Annotated in this window: 14 protein-coding genes; 11 read left to right on the top strand and 3 right to left on the bottom strand. The window is 58.6% G+C overall.

The features are described 5' to 3' along the window. Positions 1–14 precede the first annotated feature (14 nt). The 4 genes from AC2FGC_RS13225 to AC2FGC_RS13210 are packed head-to-tail and all read left to right on the top strand — an operon-like array spanning position 15 to position 3,810. Positions 15–1,070 carry a hemin-degrading factor gene (locus tag AC2FGC_RS13225; protein ID WP_496723583.1) on the top strand — a complete coding sequence of 352 codons (1,056 nt, stop codon included), beginning with the start codon at positions 15–17 and terminating at the stop codon, positions 1,068–1,070. Next, positions 1,070–1,945 carry a heme/hemin ABC transporter substrate-binding protein gene (locus AC2FGC_RS13220; protein WP_496723585.1) on the top strand — a complete coding sequence of 292 codons (876 nt, stop codon included), beginning with the start codon at positions 1,070–1,072 and terminating at the stop codon, positions 1,943–1,945. The genes AC2FGC_RS13225 and AC2FGC_RS13220 overlap by 1 nt, the downstream gene beginning before the upstream one ends. Further along, positions 1,942–3,018, top strand: coding sequence for a FecCD family ABC transporter permease (locus AC2FGC_RS13215; RefSeq protein WP_496723587.1), 1,077 nt, complete (start codon positions 1,942–1,944; stop codon positions 3,016–3,018). Before AC2FGC_RS13220 ends, AC2FGC_RS13215 begins: the two co-directional genes overlap by 4 nt. 3 nt (positions 3,019–3,021) lie before the next feature. Then, positions 3,022–3,810, top strand: coding sequence for a heme ABC transporter ATP-binding protein (locus tag AC2FGC_RS13210; protein WP_496723589.1), 789 nt, complete (start codon positions 3,022–3,024; stop codon positions 3,808–3,810). A 53-nt stretch (positions 3,811–3,863) separates the two neighbouring features. On the opposite strand, the gene AC2FGC_RS13205 is transcribed toward AC2FGC_RS13210, so the two are convergent. After that, positions 3,864–4,466 carry a TetR/AcrR family transcriptional regulator gene (locus tag AC2FGC_RS13205; protein WP_058274090.1) on the bottom strand — a complete coding sequence of 201 codons (603 nt, stop codon included), beginning with the start codon at positions 4,464–4,466 and terminating at the stop codon, positions 3,864–3,866. A 140-nt stretch (positions 4,467–4,606) separates the two neighbouring features. Here AC2FGC_RS13205 and AC2FGC_RS13200 point away from each other — a divergent pair, with 140 nt between their 5' ends. The 7 genes from AC2FGC_RS13200 to AC2FGC_RS13170 all read left to right on the top strand — a co-directional run bounded on the left by AC2FGC_RS13200 (position 4,607) and on the right by AC2FGC_RS13170 (position 13,450). Beyond that, positions 4,607–5,071 (top strand): (2Fe-2S)-binding protein, encoded by a 465-nt coding sequence (locus tag AC2FGC_RS13200; RefSeq protein WP_496782579.1) that lies wholly within the window; start codon positions 4,607–4,609, stop codon positions 5,069–5,071. 3 nt (positions 5,072–5,074) lie between these two features. Continuing rightward, entirely contained in the window at positions 5,075–7,261 is a 2,187-nt protein-coding gene (locus tag AC2FGC_RS13195) for a xanthine dehydrogenase family protein molybdopterin-binding subunit (RefSeq protein ID WP_496782577.1), read from the top strand. Between the two features lie 130 nt (positions 7,262–7,391). Further along, positions 7,392–8,711: a glutamine synthetase family protein gene (locus AC2FGC_RS13190; protein WP_496782575.1), complete on the top strand. Its 1,320-nt coding sequence runs from the start codon at positions 7,392–7,394 to the stop codon at positions 8,709–8,711. Between the two features lie 59 nt (positions 8,712–8,770). Beyond that, positions 8,771–9,451, top strand: a complete 681-nt coding sequence (locus AC2FGC_RS13185; RefSeq protein WP_496723599.1) for a type 1 glutamine amidotransferase — start codon at positions 8,771–8,773, stop codon at positions 9,449–9,451. Further along, entirely contained in the window at positions 9,451–10,809 is a 1,359-nt protein-coding gene (locus tag AC2FGC_RS13180) for a glutamine synthetase family protein (RefSeq protein ID WP_113791976.1), read from the top strand. The genes AC2FGC_RS13185 and AC2FGC_RS13180 overlap by 1 nt, the downstream gene beginning before the upstream one ends. An 8-nt stretch (positions 10,810–10,817) precedes the next feature. After that, complete coding sequence (locus AC2FGC_RS13175; protein ID WP_496782573.1) at positions 10,818–12,122, top strand: NAD(P)/FAD-dependent oxidoreductase; 1,305 nt, start codon at positions 10,818–10,820, stop codon at positions 12,120–12,122. Between the two features lie 113 nt (positions 12,123–12,235). After that, the gene (locus AC2FGC_RS13170) at positions 12,236–13,450 is read left to right on the top strand and encodes a DegT/DnrJ/EryC1/StrS family aminotransferase (RefSeq protein WP_496723603.1); all 1,215 of its coding nucleotides are present in this window, start codon (positions 12,236–12,238) and stop codon (positions 13,448–13,450) included. Positions 13,451–13,456: 6 nt separating this feature from the next. On the opposite strand, the gene AC2FGC_RS13165 is transcribed toward AC2FGC_RS13170, so the two are convergent. Together AC2FGC_RS13165 and phaR are read right to left on the bottom strand one after the other, a co-directional pair. Continuing rightward, complete coding sequence (locus AC2FGC_RS13165) at positions 13,457–14,215, bottom strand: trypsin-like serine peptidase (protein WP_496723605.1); 759 nt, start codon at positions 14,213–14,215, stop codon at positions 13,457–13,459. A gap of 11 nt (positions 14,216–14,226) precedes the next feature. Continuing rightward, positions 14,227–14,781 (bottom strand): polyhydroxyalkanoate synthesis repressor PhaR, encoded by a 555-nt coding sequence (gene phaR / locus AC2FGC_RS13160; RefSeq protein WP_496723607.1) that lies wholly within the window; start codon positions 14,779–14,781, stop codon positions 14,227–14,229. Positions 14,782–14,967: the final 186 nt, after the last annotated feature.

Below are 14,967 nucleotides of genomic sequence, written 5' to 3'. Positions count from 1 at the left end.
AGATGGAAAAGCCCATGACGGAACAGGTGCTTCTGGCCCCGGATCAAATTCGTGCAGCCTACGCTGAAAACACCGGAAAACGTGACCGCGACTTGGCGGAATCGCTTGGAATAACCGAAGGTCAACTCGTTGCGGCGTTTGCGGGTATCGACGTAACGCGGCTTTCGGCAAGCCTTGATGACATCTTCCCGATGCTCAACGGGCTAGGTGAGGTCATGGCGCTGACGCGCAACCCCTCCTGCGTCATCGAAAAGGTAGGGCAATATGACAATTACCACTCTGGCGCGCATGCTTCGATGGTTCTGACCGATGATATCGACCTGCGCATGTTCCCCAGCCAATGGGTGCATGCTTTCGCGGTCGAGCGTGAGACAGAGAATGGGACGAAACGATCGCTGCAGGTCTTTGATGCAGCCGGAGATGCCGTGCACAAGATCTTTTTGCGTGAAGGCTCTGACCTGAACCACTGGGGCGAACTTGTTAGCAGATTGAAGGCGAATGACCAGTCTCAGACCCTGAGTGTCGAGCCGCGAAAGCCAACCGAGGCCGCCAAAGTGAATACCGACAAGGTCGAACTTCTGCGATCGGAATGGGCCAAGATGACGGATACACACCAGTTCCTGCGCCTGACCTCAAAGCTGAAGATGAACCGATTGGGCGCCTACCTCGTCGCTGGTGAACCGCTGGTTCGCGCGCTTGAACAGGCAACGGTTTCCCAGATGTTCGAACAGGTCCGGGACCATGGGCTTGAGATCATGGTCTTCGTCGGCAACAGGGGGTGCATCGAAATTCACGGTGGGTCGGTTGAGACGCTTAAACAGATGGGTCCGTGGTTCAACGTGCTTGATCCGCGCTTCAATTTGCACCTGCGCTCAGACCATATTGCCGAGGTTTGGGCCGTGACCAAACCCACCCAACGCGGACCCGCCGTTTCGGTTGAGGCCTTCGATGCCGAAGGTGGTCTTATTCTGCAGATATTTGGTCGCCGCTCAGACGAGAAAGATCACCGCCCAGCCTGGGACCAACTGGTGGCAGGCCTGCAATCCAAAAAAGAAACCGAGGTGGCGTGATGAGCCCCCTTTGCAGGTTTTCATCGGTCGTCGCGCTAGCCGGCGCGCTGATTGGAACATCAGCCATCGCAGCAGATGAGCCAGAACCCAACCGCATCATCGCCATCGGGAGTTCCGTGACCGAGATCGTCTATGCCCTTGGTCAGCAGGACCGCCTTGTTGGGCGGGACCGGACCTCGACTTATCCAGCCGATGTACTGGAACTGCCCGATGTGGGTTACATCCGCGCGCTGTCACCCGAAGGGGTCTTGTCGGTGAAACCCGATCTGATCGTGGCACTGGAAGGGTCCGGCCCGCCGGAAGCTGTCGAGGTTCTCAGAGAGGCCGGTGTGCCCTTCGTCTCGATCAAGGAAGACTATTCGCGCGATGGCGTAGTTGAAAAGATCAGGGCTGTTGGTGCCGCGCTGGGTGTCGAAGATGCCGCCGAAGAACTTGCTACTCAGACCGGCGTCAAAATTTACGGGGCCCATTCGAATGCAGTTGATGCTTCGGTGGGAGGCACACCCCGGGTTCTGTTTGTTCTGTCGGCTCAGGATAATCGCATCGTGGTTGGCGGCGCGGGCACACAGGCAGACAGTATCATTCGTCTGGCTGGCGGCGTGAACGCGGCTGGGAACGTGTCGGGTTTTAAACCCATGACACCCGAAGCGATCGCCACAGCCGCGCCGGACGTGATCTTGATGATGGATCGGCAAGGCAACCACATCACCGCCAATGAAGACCTGTTTGCCATGCCGGCCATCAAGCTGACGCCCGCTGGACAGAATAAACGTCTGATCCGCATGCAGGGGGCCTATCTGCTGGGCTTTGGCCCCCGAACGGCCGAGGCGATTGCTGATCTGTCGGCGGAATTGCAGAGAATAAACGGCTCATGACCCTTGCAATGGATCACGGTGGGCTGAACGTGGCCGGGCGCGACCGCCGAGTGACGGCGCGCCGGGTCACTCTGGCTCTTATGGCGCTGTTGGTCTTCACCAGCATCTGCAGCATCTCGGTCGGCGCGTCGGACGCATCCGTTCGCGCAGCATTCACGGACCTGATTGCAGGGCGGGACATGTCGGACCTCGACCGGATCGTCCTGTGGGAAATCCGACTGCCCCGGCTGGCGATGGGAGCTCTTGTCGGCGCCGCTTTGGCGGTTTCCGGCGTGGTGATGCAGGGCCTGTTTCGCAACCCTTTGGCTGACCCCGGAATTGTGGGCGTCAGCGCAGGTGCCGGTCTGGGCGCGATTTCCGCGATCATCCTCGGTGCGTACCTGCCCGCCTCCATTCTGGCCTGGGTCGGTAATAGCTTGGTCGCCGTGGCGGCATTTCTGGGCGGGTGGACGTCCGTCTTGCTGCTCTATCGCGTTTCAACACGAGGCGGGCAGACATCGGTTGCAACCATGCTGTTGGCAGGGATCGCGTTGGGTGCGCTGTCGGGCGCTGTGTCCGGGGTTCTGGTCTACATGGCCGATGACCAACAGCTGCGCGACCTGACGTTCTGGGGCATGGGCTCGCTGGCCGGCGCAACATGGACCAAAGCAGCCACGGCCGCTCCGATCATCTTGATTTCCGTGTTCACGGCCCAGTTCCTTGCCCGTGCGCTGAACGGCATGGCGATGGGCGAAGCCGTGGCGCACCACATGGGAATCCCGGTTCAGCGCAGCAAAAACATCGCCATTCTGGCCGTGGCCGGCGCGACCGGAGCCGCCGTCGCAGTCTCCGGAGGCATTGGCTTCATCGGTATCGTTGTGCCGCATCTGCTGCGGTTGGCGACCGGACCGGACCACCACCGCCTGTTGATGAACTCGGCCCTGTTAGGGGCTAGCTTACTGCTGTGTGCAGACATGATCAGTCGCCTGATCGTGGCGCCGGCCGAACTGCCGATTGGCATCGTAACTGCAATCTTAGGCGCACCGGTCTTCCTGTGGATTCTGCTGCGGCGTCACGGAACAATGGGAATGTAAGTGATGAAGGGCGAAAACATACACGTCAAACTCGGCCGTAAGGAGATTCTCCACGGCGTGGACTTTGACGCAGAACCCGGAAAAGTTACAGCCATCATCGGCCCGAATGGCTCGGGAAAATCTACGTTACTCAAAGCCTTATCAGGCGAACTTGAATCTTATGGAGAGATTTCTCTGAACGGGCACAGCATTTCCGAGCTGAAGCCTTGGCAACTGGCTGCAATGCGCGGGGTTCTACCGCAATCGTCAACCGTTGCCTTTCCCTTCACTGTGCTCGAGATTGTCCGACTGGGCCTTGCAAACGGGCTGGCTGCAGCGGATGACAGCCTGCCTTCCCGCGCGCTGGCGCATGTCGACCTCGCTGGGTTTGAGCACCGGTCTTACCAGAACCTTTCGGGTGGTGAGCAGCAACGAGTTCAGCTTGCCCGTGTTCTGACCCAAGTCTGGGACGTGACATACCACGATCAGCCCAGATGGCTGTTGCTGGACGAACCCGTTGCAAGCCTGGACATCGCACATCAGTTCACAGTGCTGGGCGTCGCAAGAAACTTTGCCACACAAGGCGGCGGCGTTGTTGTGGTTATGCACGACCTGAACCTGACGGCGCTGTTTGCCAATTATGTGTATGTCATGTCGGAAGGATCTGTTTGGGGCTCAGGCACACCAACTGCGATCCTGAACGACCAGACGATGCTGCAGGTCTATGGTATCGACCTGCCTATCAGCACCCTGCCCCATGCTCAGGTTCCGTTCATCCTGCCGCAGGCCATGCGACAGACCTTAACGGCATAAAGGGCCCACTTGGGGCGAGTAGTATTTCCGCCTGCCCTAATCACGCAGCGAAACTAGACGCCGTAACGGCTCAGTATCATCTCGACGCTGCTGTCTATAGTCGCGGTCATTTCGACTTCGGTCAGAACGTTGCCAGAGAAAACCATCGGCCAGAAAGCCCTGGACTTGATCAGGCCGATGAATTCCTGTCCCGCCTGTTCGGGGTTTTCGATCCGTAACTGCCCGTCTTCGGCTGCATCCCTCAGCATCTCGATAAAGATCGCTGTTTTGTCCAGTTTGCCTTGCGCAGCGGCAGCCAGATCAGGGTTGCGCAGAGTTTCGCTGATCACCATCCGTGCCATCGCCATCACTTCGGGCAGCATCAGAATGCGCCCCTCGGCCCAGGCCAGATCGGTTAGCTGCTTACGAATGTCGCGCCCTTTTTCATAGCGGATATCCCGAACGGCCGCGAACCGGTTAGACAGTTCCAACACGATGGATCTAAACAGGTTTTCCTTGCTTTCAAAGTACTTGTACAGCGTGCGCTTGGACACCTCGGCCTGCGCTGAAATACGGTCCATGCTGGCGGCGGCGAACCCCTTTTCTTGGAATTCCGCTACGGCCGCTTCGATGATCTGGGCATGTTTGGACGCATTCGGCGCTGTGCATTCGTTCATATTTTAAAGCTATAGACCCATTGACAGATCAAGGTCAAACACTACGTAAACTCACCAGTTTACACGCACGGGTTTCTGGCCTAGTGTAAACCCGCCAGTTTACCGACTCAGGTAACCAGCCCAAAACGGAGAGCCCCCTCATGGCATTGACTTTGAAACTGAACGGCGAGACCCACACGGTCGACGCCGAACCCGGCACGCCCCTGCTCTGGGTGATCCGGGATGAACTTAAGCTGACTGGAACAAAATTCGGCTGCGGCGTCGCATCCTGTGGCGCGTGCACCGTGCATCTGAACGGCGAGCCTGTGCGCTCGTGCCAGACTTACATCGAAGATGTCGAAGATGCTGAGATCACTACAATCGAGGCGGTTGGAGACGACAAAATCGGTGCGGCCATTCAACAAGCTTGGGTCGAGCTGGACGTGGTCCAGTGCGGCTATTGCCAGTCGGGTCAGGTGATGTCGGCGGTTGGACTATTGTCCGAAAACCCCAAACCCAGCGTCGAAGAGATTGACGATTACATGCATGGCAACGCCTGCCGTTGCGCCACCTATCAACGCATTCGCGCCGGCATCCAGCGCGCATCTGAAATTCTGGAGGCCTGATCCATGACCATCAACACCTCCCGCCGTGGATTTCTGAAAGGTGCCGCTGCTGCCGGTGCCGTACTGCTGGTTGGCGCTCACCCTGATGGGGCGCTGGCGGCTGCTTCGTCAGAGGCCGCTCAATTCAACCCATTCGTGAAGATCGATGCCGACGGCACTGTTACAGCCATCGTAAAACACTTTGAAAAGGGCCAAGGTCCGGCAACCGGGCTGCCGACGCTGATCGCAGAGGAAATCGGCCTGACCATGGACCAGATCGAATACGAATTCGCGCCATCCAACCCGCAGGTCTATAACAACCTGCTGTTCGGTCCCTTCCAGGGCACTGGCGGATCAACCGCAATGGCGAATTCGTGGATGCAATACCGTCAGGCAGGTGCGGCGGCGCGTGAGATGCTGATCAATGCCGCCGCGCAAAGCTGGGGCCTGGACGCATCCGGCATCACCATTGAGGAAGGTATCGTCAAGGCAGGCGACAAATCGGCCCCAATCGCTGAATTCGTGGCCGCGGCCTCTCAACTGGAGGCCCCGGCCGAGCCGCGCCTGAAAGACCCGTCAGAGTTCCGTCTGATCGGAAACGAAACGGTGCGCCGCAAGGATTCGGCCATCAAGGGCAACGGTCAGGCAATGTACGCGATGGACGTCCATCTGCCGAACCAGATGGTCGCCATGATCAAGCGCCCTGAATCGAAAGGCGGTATTGCCAACGGATTTGACGACAGCGCGTCAAAAGAGGTCAAAGGATTTATCAGCGCGGCGGTTCTTCCAAATCAGGCAGGCGTCGCGGTTTATGCCGAAAACACCTGGGCCGCCATTCAGGCGCGCGACGCGCTTGAGGTAGACTGGGACATGTCCGGATCTGAGACCCGCGACTCGGACCAGATCAAGGCCGAAATCATGGCCGCTCTGGACGCCGAAGCGACGTATAACGTGAATAAGGCGGATGTCGCAGCGGTGTCGGCGGCCATTGATGGCGCGGACACGGTCGTTGAAAAGACCTTCTATTTCCCGCTTTTGGCACATGCCCCGATGGAACCGTTGAACTGCACCATCGAGCAAACTGCCGAAGGTGACATTGTCCTGCACGATGGTGCCCAGATGCCGACCGGCCCGCATATGGCCTATCAGCAGATCTTCCAACTGCCGCCAGAAAAGATTCACATCAAAACAATGCTGGCCGGCGGATCCTTTGGACGGCGGGCGACGCCAGATGCGGATTATCAGGTTGAGGCTGCGCTGGCCTTTGTGGTCACCGACCGTTCGCGCCCGGTCAAACTGGTGTGGACACGCGAAGATGATATCCGCAGCGGTTACTACCGCCCCGCCTTTGGCCACAAGGTGCGCGTTGGTCTGGATGCCGATGGCAAAATCGTCGGCTGGCAGCATCAGGTCGCCGGTCAGTCGGTCATCAAGGGCACACCGTTTGAGGCCGTCGCGGTACATGACGGCGTCGACCACAGCTCTGTCGAGGGCATTGCCGACAGCCCGTATGACATCCCCGGAATGGCCTTGGGTTTAACCGACACCCCCAAGGCAACAACGGTTCTTTGGTGGCGCTCGGTGGGGCACACGCACACCGGGTATGTCATGGAGACAATGATGGATACCGTGGCCGAGGCTGCGGGTCGTGACTCGGTAGAATTCCGTCTGTCCCATCTGGCGGACACCAATAATGCGGATCAGCAACGCAAGGCAGAAGTTCTGAAGCTGGCTGTTGAGAAGGCCGGTTGGGGTAATGCTACTGCGGGTCGCGCACAAGGTATCGCGGTGCATAAGTCCTTTGGGTCTTATGCCGCACAGGTTGTTGAGGTGTCCGGTGATCCGGAAAACGGCATCAAGATCGAGAAGGTCACATGCGCCGTGGATTGCGGGATTGCCGTGAACCCCGACGTGGTGCGCGCGCAGATGGAAGGCGGTATCGGATATGGTATCGGCCACGTCATGCGTGATCAGATCACGCTGACCCAAGGCGCGGTGGACCAGTACAACTTCCCTGATTATGAACCGCTGCGCATCGGCGATATTGCCGAGATTGACGTTCATATCGTGCCTTCCGCCGAAGCCCCCACTGGTGTTGGAGAACCCGGCACACCGCCTTCGGCCCCCGCGCTGGCCAATGCGATCCGGGCGCTTTCCGGCGTGAAAGTCACCACTCTGCCGATGGTGGAAAACGGCGTCAGCTTCGTCTGACGGTCAACCCCGCGCCTGTCCCACTGGACGAGCGCGGGGTTTTTCTCAGTCAAAGAAAATTTGATCAAATTTCGTGACAACAGGTCACTCCTCTATTACACCTCGGGTAGCCAGAGTAATGGAGTCAGTGATGGATCTGAGCGCCCTGCACAGTTTTCGCGTTGCCGCATGTGACCTGAATGGTCAGATGCGAGGCAAGCGTGTGCCGCCCTCTTACGCCGACAAGCTGGACAAAGGCACGCTGCGCATGCCGTTTTCAGCGTTGAATGTCGACCTGTGGGGCGCGGATATCGACGGCAGCCCGCTGGTATTCGAATCCGGTGACGCAGATGGTGTCTTGCTTCCGACCGAGCGCGGCCCAGTGCCAGTGCCTTGGCTGGAAACGGAAACCGCCCTGGTCCCCATGTGCCTGTATGACGACGAAGGCACCCCGTTTGCTGGCGACCCCAGGCATGCACTTGCCTCTGTTCTTGATCGCTATGCACAGCGTGGCTGGTCGGTCATTGCGGCGACAGAGCTGGAGTTCACCTTGCTAGACGCCTCGGGTGCGCATCCGCAGCCGCCGGTCAATCCCGTGACCCAGCGACGACTGGAGGATGAGGCAGTCCTGTCGATGGCAGAAATGGATGCCTTCGATGCGTTCTTCACCGACCTTTATGACGGGTGCGCTGCGATAGGAGTTCCCGCGCAAACCGCCATCTCGGAAAGCGGTATTGGCCAGTTCGAAATCAACCTGAATCACCAAAACGCCATGCGCTGTGCCGATGATACATGGCTTTTCAAGGCCTTGGCGCGTGGCCTTGCCCGTAAACACGGGTTCACCGCAACCTTCATGGCGAAACCCTACGCCGATGACGCTGGCAACGGGATGCATCTCCATTTCTCGGTCGTGGATCAACAGGGCCGCAACGTGTTTGACAACGGTGGACCCGAAGGCACCGATTTTCTTCGGTGGGCGGTGGCGGGATGCCTGACGGCGATGCCCGGATGTACGCTTGTCTTTGCACCGCACGGGAATTCATACACGCGTCTGGTCCCGGGCGCGCACGCCCCAACCGGTGCGTGTTGGGCCTATGAGAACCGCACTGCGGCTGTGCGTATTCCCGGTGGCGCGCCGGTCGCACGGCGGATCGAACACCGCGTCGCCGGTGGGGACATCAACCCCTATCTGATGTTGGCCGCTGTTCTGGGGGGCGCCATGAACGGCATCGAAGATCAGTCGGAACCGCTTGCCCCGATTTCGGGCAATGCCTATGAGGTCGACGGGCTGCCGCAATTGGCTGCCGACTGGACCCAAGCCATCACAGCATTCGAAACAGACCCCAATGTCGCGCGCATTTTTCCGGCCGACCTGATCCGCTATTTCGCCATGACCAAGCGACAGGAAATCAAGCGTTTCGCCGAGCGTCCATCCGAAAACCATTGGCTGAGTTATGTCGAAGCCGTATGAGCCCTCTTGCCCGCCCGCATCCGCTGGGCTAGAATAAATTTGATCAAATTTGGTGACCCATGAAAATCGGCATCCTACTGACCGGCCATCCACCTGATGAACTACAGGACCAATTCAGCGAATATGACGCGATGTTTGCCGCGCTGCTGGACGGCAATGGCTTTACCTACGAAACCTTCGCCGTTGTAGACGGCCAATTCCCCAAGGACGCGTTTCAGGCTGATGGCTGGATCATCACCGGCTCGCGCCATGGCGCGTATGAGGATCATGCGTGGATACCACCGCTCGAAGATCTGATCCGTGCTATTCAACGCAGCGGTCGTCCGCTGATCGGTGTGTGCTTTGGCCACCAGATCATCGCGCAAGCCTTGGGCGGCAAAGTCGAAAAGTTTTCCGGTGGCTGGGCCGTCGGGCGCACCGAATATGACTTGGATGGCCAATCCGTCACCCTGAATGCCTGGCATCAGGATCAAGTGGTTGAGCTGCCCGAAGGCGCACGTGTGACAGGCACCAACGACTTTTGCCGCAATGCGATGGTAAGTTATGGCGACAACATCTGGACCGTGCAGGCCCACCCGGAATACGGCGATGCCTTTATCCAGGGCCTGATGGAAACACGCGGCAAGGGTGTCGTTCCCGACCCGTTGATGGAAGCGGCCGCCAACCGCCTGCCCGGCCCCGACGACAACGCGACCATCGGACGGCACATGGCAGAATTTCTGAAGAAAGAGAGGGCCTGATGGCCGACTGGACAGACCAGCTGCCAGAGGCAGCAAAAACTTATATCTCCGGCCACCGGCTGGATGAGGTTGAATGCATCATCTCGGACCTGCCGGGCATTGCGCGCGGCAAGGCCGTACCTGCCAGCAAGTTCGCGCGGCAGACTTATTTCCACCTGCCCGATAGCATCTTTTATCAAACCATCACCGGCGATTGGGGCGAAGCAGCGGGTGAGGACGGTTTCATCGAACGGGACATGATCCTGAAACCTGATTTTTCAACTGTATCTGCCGCGCCGTGGACGGGTGACTGGACATTGCAGGTTATTCACGACGCCTATGACCGGGACGACAAGCCGATCCCTTTCAGCCCGCGAAATGTTCTGAAACGCGTCGTCCAACTGTATCACGACAAGGGATGGAAACCGGTCGTAGCACCGGAAATGGAGTTCTTTCTGGTCGCCCCCAATGTCGACCCGGCACAGGGTATCAAACCGATGATGGGCCGTTCGGGTCGTCCGGCAGCCGCGCGGCAGGCCTATTCGATGACCGCGGTGGACGAGTTCGGGCCTGTGATCGACGACATCTATGATTTCGCCGAGCATCAAGGGTTCGAAATTGACGGCATCACGCAGGAAGGTGGCGCGGGTCAGCTAGAGATTAACCTGCGCCATGGCGACCCGGTCAAACTGGCCGACGAAGTGTTCTACTTCAAACGTCTGATCCGCGAGGCCGCGCTGCGCCACAACTGCTTTGCCACGTTCATGGCAAAACCGATCGAGGATGAGCCAGGCTCGGCGATGCACATCCACCACTCGATTATCGACATGGAAACAGGCCAGAACATCTTTTCCGGTCCTCAGGGCGGTGAAACGGACGCGTTCTACAACTTCATTGCCGGGTTGCAGAACCACCTGCCGGCAGGTCTGGCCGTGATGGCCCCATACGTGAATTCCTACCGCCGTTATGTGAAAGACCACGCCGCACCGATCAATCTGGAATGGGCGCGTGATAATCGCACCACCGGCATTCGCGTGCCCCTGTCCGGCCCCGAGGCACGCCGCGTGGAAAACCGGATCGCAGGGATGGATTGCAACCCTTATCTGGGCATCGCGCTGTCCCTGGCCTGTGGTTATCTGGGCCTGACCCGGCAAGAACGCCCGCGCCGCCAATTCTATGGTGACGCATATGAGGGCGAAGGTGACATCCCGCAGGTGATGGGCAACGCTTTGGACCTGTTTGATGAGGCCACTGCCTTGCACGAAGTTCTGGGCCCTGAGTTCGCCCGCGTCTATGGCATCGTCAAACGGGCCGAGTACGAAGAGTTCCTGCAGGTCATCTCTCCGTGGGAGCGCGAACATCTGCTGATGAATGTCTGAGGCACCCGATGAACCTGCTTTATTCCAATGACCGCAAGGCCGAGTACCCGGCCAGCTGGTACGCTGCTACGGCCAATCCGGTGGATCGCTTCCCCGCGCTGTCCGGCGATGTGAAGGCTGATGTTTGCATCGTGGGCGGCGGGTATACCGGCCTGTCCGCCGCGTTACATCTGGCCGAAGCAGGGTTCGATGTCGTGTTACTCGAGGCGCACCGCGTTGGCTTTGGGGCCTCGGGCCGCAACGGCGGACAGCTGGGCAGTGCGCAGCGGATGGATCAGGAAGACCTCGAGCGGCTGGTCGGCGATGACGACGCCGCCAAGCTGTGGGATCTGGCCGAGGACGCAAAAGATCTGGTCAAATCCCTGATTGCGAAACACCAGATCGACTGTGATCTGAAACCTAGCGTGGCAGTTCTTGGACTCAGCCAAGGTGAGCAGCAAGAGCTTCATGATCACGCGGCACATCTGTCCGACCGCTATGGTTATGACCAGATCAAAGTTCTGGACGAAGGCGCAGGTCAAGCATTGTGTCCTTCGCCGTCTTATCGGGGCGGCTATCTGGATATGGGCGCGGCGCATCTGCATCCGCTGAATTTTGCGTTGGGGCTGGCTCAGGCAGCGGCAAAAGCAGGCGTACGCATCTATGAAAGCACCGAGGTTCTTGGCGTCGAAGAAACCACCCCAGCCGTTGTAAAATCCGCGCAGGGCAATGTGACGGCAGACCACGTCATTCTGGCCTGCAACGGATATCTCGGCGATCTGAACCGCAAGGTGGCCACCAAGGTCATGCCCATCAACAATTTCATCGCCGCGACCGAGCCTTTGGGCGCGGATGCCGCCCGCGTTCTGACAAAAGACGTGGCTGTCGCCGACACCAAGTTCGTGGTGAATTACTTCCGCCTTAGCGCCGATGGCCGCCTGCTGTTCGGCGGCGGCGAAAGCTACGGCTACCGTTTTCCCAGTGACATCACGGCAACAGTGCGCAAACCGATGACCGAGATTTTCCCGCACTTGAGGGATGTAAAGATCGACTACGCTTGGGGCGGCACTCTGGCCATCACAATGCGTCGGATGCCGTATCTGACGCGGATCGCGCCCAATATCCTTTCCGCGTCGGGTTATTCCGGGCACGGGGTCGGCACGGCCACGCATGCGGGCCAACTGATGGCACTGGCCATCCGGGGGCAAGCCGAAGGGTTCGACACGATGGCCCGCGTCCCCGCCATGCCCTTTCCAGGAGGCCCTGCCCTGCGCAGCCCTCTGCTGGTGCTGGCGATGACATGGTTCGCGCTGCGGGACCGGTTGGGTTTCTGACCTTTAGGAATTTTGGCATATCGGTGAAATTTCGCCTCAGGGGCGAATGAGGGCTTGGCTTGCACTTCGTTTAGCTTTAAATTTCCCAAAGATAGAATTTGGGAAAATCAAATATGACGCTTCCGCCAAACGTTCATGCCGCCGAACCAATCCCCCCAGCAGCAAAAGAAGCCATCGACGCCCTGATGCAGTCAGGCGATCTGTTTCGCTATACCGCACCGCAGGACGCGCCGGTTGCCTTGCTTGAGGCCGAGTTTGCCAAGCTGCTGGGCAGTAAATTCGCGCTGGCCGTTTCGTCCTGCTCGGCTGCCCTGTTCCTGTCGCTCAAGGCGCTCGGCCTGCCGCGGGATGCGCGGGTTTTGATCCCCGGTTTCACCTTCGCCGCCGTTCCGTCTTCGGTCGTACACGCAGACTGCATTCCGGTCCTGTGCGAAGTGGGTGAGAATTACCGCATCGACATGTCGGATTTCGAGGCCAAGCTGGACGGCGTTCAGGCCGTGATCATCAGCCACATGCGCGGCCACACTTCAGACATGAACGCCATCATGGCGCTGTGTGACGCGCGCGACATCCCTGTGATCGAGGACGCGGCGCACTCGCTGGGCACAACCTGGCACGGGCGCAATATCGGAACGATCGGCAAGATCGGCTGCTTCTCATTTCAGTCCTACAAGATGATCAACGCGGGCGAAGGCGGCATTCTGATCACCGATGATGCCGATCTGGTGGCGCAAGCCGTGATCATGTCGGGCGCGTACGAACATAACTGGAAGAAACACAAAGGGCCGCAAGGCGACAACTCGCCCGAGTTGGAGCAGGCGTTCGCCCGCTGGCAGAACCAATTGCCGCTCTATAATTTACGGATGAGCAATCTCAGTGCTGCTGTGATCCGGCCACAAATCCCGGAACTTGCGCGCCGTGTGCGTGATGGCCTGTCCAACCACGACTATGTTGCAGACCGGCTGAATACATCGCCCAATATCGACGTCCCTGCCGCTCTGGAGCCCGAACGCCGGGCACCGGATTCCATTCAGTTCAACCTTGTGGACATGGACGACAACGATATCCGCGCCTTTGCTGCGGCGACTGAGGCGCGTGGCGTCAAAGTTCAGGTCTTTGGCCTGAGTCAGGACAACGCACGCGCATTCTGGAACTGGCAATTCCTGCCGGAAAAGTTCGAGCTACCGCAAACCCGCGCAATGCTTATGAAAGCCTGCGACGTACGGCTGCCTGTGCGCCTGACACGCGAAGAGCTGGACGTGATTTCGGATATCCTGCTGGCGTCTGTAGGCGAGGTTACCGGCCCGGTTCCGGTGTATGGAACCTGACGACGACTAAGGTCCAAAGTCAAACAGATCGACTGGCAAAAACAGCGCTGTGATCCCCTTCGGGGTTGCAGCCACGCGGGATAGGATTCCGACAACCTGCAAACCGGTTTCCGTCTCGACCAAGAGAGGTGCACCAGAATCGCCCATCATGACCGGACATGTCGCCAACAAAACCCCGCTTGAATGGCGGTGCGGCTGGCAGGTGTTTGTTTTGCTCAGCACATGGGGTCGGATTCCGGGATACCCCGCAACAAATGTTTCTGTCGCGCCATCATCCGCCAGGGGCAGATAGCCGACCTGTTGCCCAATCGGCGCGCTGAGTTCGAGAACCGCCCAATCCAGGTCTGCTCTGTCATCAAACCGGCCTTCAACGCCCTGTTCGGGATGGAGCCGATACCCTTTCACGCCTGAAACCGCAGCGGCTTCTCCGCGCTGATAACCGGCGGCAAAACGGATGCTTGAGGGGGGAATCCACCGCTGACGCGGTGTGTTGTACAAGCAATGCGCGGCGGTCAGGACAAGGTTGTCCGAAACAAGAACACCGGTGCAGTGAGACTTCTGATCTCGACTGGCAAAATTAACACGTCCAATCGCGCGCCATTGGGGCTGATCGGCCGCAAGAATTTCGCGCACACGAATCGCGTCACATCCGGCTTCGGCCCGTGTTCCCAATGTACAAACTTGGGTCCACTGGTCCGAGAAGACACCTTGCGACAACGCGGGTTGCATCCAAAGTAGCGTGATACTCAGGATCAACCAGCGCATTTTGGGCCGCGTCAGTTGAGCTTGGACAGCTTTTGCTGCAGTTCCGCCAACTGTTTTTTGATGTCGTCCAAATCTTCCTTGGGCTCGGATTTGGCGTCATCGTCTTTGTCCGGGCCGGACCATCCGCCGGACAGACCACCTGTCATGGCTTTCAGGAATGCTTGCTGCTGCGCCTGAATTGCATCGAATCCCGGCATCTGAGACATCGGATTCATCGCGCTCATGTTTTCCATCATCTTGCTCTGGTTTTCCCGCAGCATCTCGAATGAGCTTTGCAGGAATTGCGGCATCACACCGCCACCCGGCAGCATGTAGCTGCGCACAAGATCGTTCAGCACATTGACCGGCAGAACATTTTCGCCGCGGCTTTCGTGTTCAGCAATGATTTGCAGCAGATATTGCCGCGTCAGATCATCACCTGACTTCAGGTCTATGATCTGTACTTCGCGCCCGTCCCGAATAAACGACGCGATGTCTTCAAGTGTGACGTAGTCACTGGTCTCGGTGTTATACAGCCGACGGCTGGCGTAACGTTTGATCAACAGTGGTTTTTCTTGTTCCGACACCGTTTACCCTCCCCAAGGATGATGCATTGCAGCAAAGACTATGCGAGCGCAGCACAAAAAGAAAGGGCAGGTCTTTCGACCTGCCCTGCGCGATTGCACCGATTGGGAGGAGTGGGTGCGCCTCGCGGCGTTTGCTTACTTGGCAGCAGCGGCTTTCTTGGCAGCTGCTGTCACGTCGTTGGTGGC

Source organism: Ruegeria sp. CDSC054 (assembly GCF_059610645.1).
This window is presented reverse-complemented; position numbering and strand designations above follow the sequence as displayed.